This is a genomic window from Streptomyces sp. NPDC047880, assembly GCF_040706515.1.
Lineage (GTDB): Bacteria > Actinomycetota > Actinomycetes > Streptomycetales > Streptomycetaceae > Streptomyces.
Genome location: NZ_JBEZOK010000005.1, coordinates 116,759 through 122,758, shown reverse-complemented (window position 1 = coordinate 122,758; position 6,000 = coordinate 116,759). Strand labels below are relative to the sequence as shown.

Genomic DNA, 6,000 nt, shown 5'->3' with positions numbered 1-6,000 from the left:
CGACACCCACGGCCAAGCGGACATCTGGAACAATCTCGGCATGGCGCTCCAGGAGCTCCGGCGCTACCCCGAAGCACTCGAGGCCCACCAAACAGCACTCGACCTACACCGGCAGACCGGCAACACCCACCGCCAAGCAGACGCCTGGAACGCCCTTGGCACCGCACTCAAAGACCTCCGGCGCCACCCCGAAGCACTCGACGCCCACCGCACCGCACTCGACCTGCACCAGCAGACCGGCAACACCAGCGGCCAGGCCAGCGCCTGGAACAACCTCGGCACGGTACTGATGGAACTCCAGCGCCACCCCGAAGCACTCGACGCCTACCGCACCGCACTCGACCTGGACGAGCAGACCGGCGACACCCACAGCCAAGCGGTCGCCTGGAACAACCTCGGCACCGCTTGTCGCAGCCTGGAGCGATACGCGGAGGCGATCGCAGCCGGGGAGAAGGCGATCGAGATGCTGACCCAGGAGGAGGACTGGGCACGCACCGGGGAGGCCTGGGCGGAGTTCGCCGCCACCCTGAACGCGTCCGGTGCCGAAGCGTCTCAAGTTCGGGAAGCATGGGAACGGTCCGCCACTGCCTACGCCCGTGCGGGCGACGATGAAGCAGCAGCCACATCCCGCGCGCATGCCGAGTGCCCACCAGGTACAGGACCATAGCCCCCGCCACCACACCCGCTGACGACAAGACCCCAGCTCAGAGCGCATCTGAGCTGGGGTTTCAGCAGAGCCCTCTGCCGGATTCGAACCGACGACCTACGCATTACAAGTTGTCGGATCTTGGTCCGGGGGTGTCTCCGGTGCAGTCCGTCCGGTGAGAGAAGGGTGAGGTCACCGCTCCTCATGTACGTCGACAGACGCCAGCGGACTCCCTCAAGCTGAGGGGTTACCGAGACCACGACAAAGACCGATTCGTGATCGTCTGGCTGTCCACGCGACACCAGGACGCCGGGCCGGGCAGTGGACTAGTCTGCGGCCATGTCGCACGAACAGGACTCAGCCTCAACCCCCGGTGGGCTTGGGCATGCTGGCCTGACGGCGACGTCCAACTACATGGGTCTCGGCCGCGCGAATCGGCACTTGCAGATCACGCTTCGGGCTGACCACGTCCTCACGGCGATCAAAGATCTCACTCGCCTCGTCACCGACGATTCGCAGACCGCCCTAACACTCACGGAGGACCTCCTCGCTGGCGCTGAGCGAGACACCCGGCTCCCCTCCGTAACATCCGGGATCATTTACGGGCTCGACCCGCGCCCCTGCCCTATCGCGTTTTTGAGGGATGCCTGGGGCCTCCCCTTCGCCGGCGTTGGACAGCAGCTACTCCGCGATCTCTGGGATTCCTGGCGGTCCGTGCGACACCTCTCGCCGGTCGAGCGCCACCAAGCCCTTGAGACTCTTGGGCGAGCCGAGAGCACGGTCCGCGGCATCAAGGCTGCCGCTCAACGTGCTCTTAACCAGCACGTCAGCTCTCAATACAGATTCCTGGGCTGCGTCCCTCCGCACGACACTTCACCCTGCGGCGTACTAGGGCTCGCCTCCCCGATTGTCCCAGGAGCACCCTCCTCTCGGCCGACTCTCCAGCAGGAAGTCATGGCCACTGCCGCTTAGCCCTTCGAGATGGGGCTGCGGCCCCACTATGAGGATGATCGTGCAGGCGTTCGGCTCACTGGACTGGAACTCAGTCACTAGATTCATCATCGAAGGTTTCAGCCTTCTGGCTCTCTTCGTCATCCTGCTCATCGGGTTCTTGCGCCAGCTGCCCGAACTGGCCCGTGAGTGGCGAAAGGTTTCCAGGTCTTTCCGGAGGTCATCCGGCGACGACCCGGATGACTCACGGCGAGCGATCCGCCGCGACTGAGGGCAAACACGTCAGCCGGCTCCGCCGACAGCTCCTGTGCGGCGCCCGGCTGACGTTATGTAGCCACCTCCGCGGCGTCGGGCACCTTGAACTCGTACTCGCGCCCTTGCGGCGTGAGGCCGAGTGGATACCGACGGCCGGCCAAGACGGGCTGTCACCCGCTGGACAGGGCGCGCTGCCTCCGCGACATGGGCGAGTTCTTCGTACCCGCGCCCACCACCGCGGATCCGGGACCCACTGAGACCAGAACTGAGACCCCCGACACCCGCGCGACCCGCGCCCGACACCGGGACCACACCCACTGACGACAAAACCCCAGGTCAGAACACATCCGACCTGGGGTTTCAGCAGAGCCCCCTGTCGGATTCGAACCGACGACCTACGCATTACAAGTGCGTTGCTCTGGCCAGCTGAGCTAAGGAGGCGGGTGCCGTGACGCGCGTTGCCGCGCGTGAGGGGCGGCACCACTGTACACAGAGCCCGTTACGCCGAGCCACGAGGTTCCGTGCGGCCGGTGCGCTCCTCCAGGTCGTAGGCGAACCGGTACGCCACTGCCGTCTCGCCGTGCCGTGCGGTGAAGTCTCCCTCCCCCGCGAGGCCTGTCAGCTCACCGCTGCCCGAGCCCGGTACCACCTCGAAGGTGCAGTGCACCGTTCCGTCCTCGCCGAACCACCCCCGCTCCTCCACCGCGAAGCTTCCCTCACGGCCTTCGACACGTCCGGTGAGAAGCTCCATGCCGCTGAAGGAGCCGGTCTTCGCGGTGACGTAGACGATCGCGTACTCACAGGTCGTCCCGGCCGCCTCGACGCCGCCCGTGAAGGTGTTCCGGACGGACGCGTGCGCGAGGCGGGGGGTCGCGTCCTCGGCGGGACCGATCACGCGTTCCTGCCAGTCGGCGAAGGTGAAGTGTCCGGTGGTGGTGCGGGTGCCGGGCATGGGTGGTGGTCCTTTCGGTCGGCCGGATGTCGATGTGCTCCACCAGCCTGGACGCCATACCTGACATCTCCTGTCAGGTATGCCTCGTACGCCGCGACAATGGCCCCCATGCGCGCCGACCGGCTCCTCTCCCTGCTCCTGCTGCTCCAGAACCGCGGGCGGATGACCGCACCCCAGCTCGCCGCCGAGCTGGAGGTGTCGGTGCGGACGGTCTACCGGGACGTCGAGGCCCTGGGAGCGGCCGGTGTGCCCGTGTGCGCCGACCGGGGGCCCGAGGGCGGCTACCGGCTCATCGACGGGTACCGGACCCGGCTGACCGGTCTCACCGACGCCGAGGCCGGTTCACTGTTCCTCGCCGGGATGCCCGGGCCCGCCCGGGACCTGGGGCTGGGAGCGGTCCTGGCCAGCGCCCAGCTGAAGGTCCAGGCGGCCCTGCCGGCGGAGCTGTCCGGGCAGGCGCGGCGGGTCCAGGAGCGGTTCCACCTGGACGCGCCCGCCTGGTTCCGGGAGGCCGACCCCGTGCCGTGCCTGGAGGCCGTGGCGGTGGCCGTGTGGGAGCGGCGGGTGCTGCGGATGCACTACCGGCGCTGGCGCGGCGAGGTCCACCGGGAGGTGCGGCCGCTGGGGCTCGTTCTGAAGGGCGGCATCTGGTACCTGGTCGCCCTGGCGGAGGAGGCCGTACGGACCTACCGGGTCTCGCGCGTGCTGTCCGTGGCGGAGACGGGCGAGCTCTTCGACCGCCCCGCCGGGTTCGACCTGGCCGCCTACTGGGAGGCGTCCTCCCGGCACCTGGAGGCCGCGCTGCGGCACGGGGTCGCCCGGGTCCGGCTCTCACCGCGCGGGCGGAAACTGCTGCCGATGCAGTTCGGGGCGGCGGGGGTACGCGCCCTGGAGGGTGCGGGCGCGCCGGACGCGGACGGCTGGACCGAGGTGGAGCTGAGCGTGGAGACGGAGGCCGTGGCCGTCGGCGATCTGCTGCGGCTGGGCCCGGAGGCCGAGGTGCTCGGCCCGCCCGAGCTGCGCCGGGCCGTCGCCCGGACGGTGGCGGCACTGGCCCGCCGGTACGGGCAGGAGTGACAGCCGTGCGCCGTTACGGAGTCCGGCCGTGGCGCCACAGGCCTGCCCGTACGGGCAGAAGCGACGGGCACGGCACGGCGCGGCATGCGAGCCGCTTCGAAAATTTCCGCGAAGTTCACAGGGCCGGAACTACTGACAGACGTGTGAACGCCAGGTACCGTCCTGAGCCAGTTCACACGCGTGGACTACACCACAACGGAAATCACCGTCGTGGCACCACCTTCCTACTCGGATCGTCCGGCACGTTCCTGCCGGTAGAAGGGGTTCATTCACCATGGCCACTGTGCAGTTCGACAAGGCGACCCGGATCTACCCGGGTTCCACCAAGCCCGCCGTCGACGCTCTGGAGATCGACATCGAGGACGGCGAGTTCCTCGTCCTCGTCGGCCCCTCCGGCTGCGGCAAGTCCACCTCGCTCCGCATGCTCGCGGGGCTCGAGGACGTCAACGCAGGCGCCATCCGCATCGGCGACCGCGACGTCACCCACCTGCCGCCCAAGGACCGGGACATCGCCATGGTGTTCCAGAACTACGCGCTCTACCCGCACATGACGGTCGCCGACAACATGGGCTTCGCGCTCAAGATCGCCGGCGTCAACAAGGCGGAGATCCGGCAGAAGGTCGAGGAGGCCGCGAAGATCCTCGACCTCACCGAGTACCTGGACCGCAAGCCGAAGGCCCTCTCCGGTGGTCAGCGCCAGCGTGTCGCCATGGGCCGCGCCATCGTCCGTGAGCCCCAGGTGTTCCTCATGGACGAGCCACTGTCCAACCTGGACGCCAAGCTCCGCGTGTCCACCCGTACGCAGATCGCGAGCCTCCAGCGCCGTCTGGGCATCACCACCGTCTACGTCACCCACGACCAGGTCGAGGCCATGACGATGGGCGACCGCGTGGCGGTCCTCAAGGACGGTCTGCTCCAGCAGATCGACACCCCGCGCAACATGTACGACAAGCCCGCCAACCTCTTCGTGGCCGGCTTCATCGGCTCCCCGGCGATGAACCTCGTCGAGGTGCCGATCACCGACGGCGGCGTGAAGTTCGGCAAGTCGGTCGTGCCGGTGCAGCGCGACGCGATCGCCGCCGCCACCGACAAGACCGTCACCGTCGGCGTCCGCCCCGAGCACTTCGAGGTGGCCGGCGCGGACGCCGAGCTGGGCCTCGCGGTCACGGTGAACGTCGTCGAGGAGCTCGGCGCCGACGCGTATGTCTACGGCACCGCCAAGGTCGGCGACGACTCCAAGGACCTCGTCGTCCGTGTCAGCGGCCGTGACGTCCCGGAGAAGGGCAGCCAGCTGCACGTCGTGCCCCGCTCCGGCGAGACCCACGTCTTCTCGACCTCGACCGGTGCGCGCCTGTCCGACTGATCAACCAGCAGGCACACAACCCCGGGTGAATCACCCAGGTTGACGAAGAGGGCCCCGCGGCGTGCTGCGGGGCCCTTCTCGTTGTCGACAAATACCCCGACAGACCGGACGTTTCGAGCGTTGTGCGTCAACGCACTACCCGGATAGTGGCACTCTCTCATCCCCCGAACCGGTGACTAAATGTCTACAAACCATTACCGGGCGCTACCCTCACACGCGTGAAGCACTCCATGAACCAACAGACGCGACGCGGCCGGGGCCCCGCCCACCGGATCGGCCGCACCCTCGCATTCGTCCTGCCCGTCGTCCTGGTGCTCTGCGGGACCCTCGCGGTCACCCGGGTCAACTGGTCGGGGAACTCCACGGACCCGGTGCTCACCGCCGCGGACACCTCCGTGGGCACCCCGCAGGCCGCCAAGCGCGCCCCCCAGGACGTCCTGCGCGACAAGCTGCTGACCGAGCTGCAGGAGGAGGACCCGGGCGTCGCCCTCACCCACCTCCAGCAGGCCGTGAACGGCCGCCCGACCCTGGCGAAGCACTGCGCGTCCATCGCCCGCGCCCTCGGCCAGGCCGCCGTCCGGGTCTACGGCCCGACCCGCGCGCAGTCCTACGCGCGCCCGGTCTGTGACACCGCCTTCGCCACCGGCGTCGCCGCCGCGCACAGCTGAGCGCACCGCCCTGCCGGCGCACACCGCCCCGCCAGCGGGCGGGACGTCCACAACGGCTGACACGGTAAAGATCGTCAGCTGCTGCCCC

The 6,000-nt window shown here is 68.7% G+C and carries 6 protein-coding genes and 1 tRNA gene; 5 read left to right on the top strand and 2 right to left on the bottom strand.

The features are described from left to right. Together AB0937_RS10315 and AB0937_RS10310 are read left to right on the top strand one after the other, a co-directional pair. Window positions 1–667: tetratricopeptide repeat protein (locus tag AB0937_RS10315; RefSeq protein WP_366710816.1), on the top strand; the 667-nt coding region annotated here is incomplete at its 5' end. Window positions 668–1,652: 985 nt separating this feature from the next. After that, window positions 1,653–1,868 carry a hypothetical protein gene (locus AB0937_RS10310; RefSeq protein WP_366710815.1) on the top strand — a complete coding sequence of 72 codons (216 nt, stop codon included), beginning with the start codon at window positions 1,653–1,655 and terminating at the stop codon, window positions 1,866–1,868. A 351-nt stretch (window positions 1,869–2,219) separates the two neighbouring features. On the opposite strand, the gene AB0937_RS10305 is transcribed toward AB0937_RS10310, so the two are convergent. Continuing rightward, window positions 2,220–2,293: transfer RNA gene (locus AB0937_RS10305), tRNA-Thr, on the bottom strand. 58 nt (window positions 2,294–2,351) lie between these two features. Beyond that, window positions 2,352–2,804: a DUF3224 domain-containing protein gene (locus AB0937_RS10300; RefSeq protein ID WP_366710814.1), complete on the bottom strand. Its 453-nt coding sequence runs from the start codon at window positions 2,802–2,804 to the stop codon at window positions 2,352–2,354. A gap of 108 nt (window positions 2,805–2,912) precedes the next feature. Between AB0937_RS10300 and AB0937_RS10295 the strand changes: the two genes are divergently transcribed. From AB0937_RS10295 to AB0937_RS10285, 3 genes are all read left to right on the top strand, one after another. Next, the gene (locus AB0937_RS10295; protein ID WP_366710812.1) at window positions 2,913–3,881 is read left to right on the top strand and encodes a WYL domain-containing protein; all 969 of its coding nucleotides are present in this window, start codon (window positions 2,913–2,915) and stop codon (window positions 3,879–3,881) included. Window positions 3,882–4,155: 274 nt separating this feature from the next. Next, complete coding sequence (gene ugpC, locus AB0937_RS10290; RefSeq protein ID WP_366710810.1) at window positions 4,156–5,244, top strand: sn-glycerol-3-phosphate ABC transporter ATP-binding protein UgpC; 1,089 nt, start codon at window positions 4,156–4,158, stop codon at window positions 5,242–5,244. Between the two features lie 218 nt (window positions 5,245–5,462). After that, window positions 5,463–5,912, top strand: coding sequence for a hypothetical protein (locus tag AB0937_RS10285; RefSeq protein WP_366710808.1), 450 nt, complete (start codon window positions 5,463–5,465; stop codon window positions 5,910–5,912). Window positions 5,913–6,000: the final 88 nt, after the last annotated feature.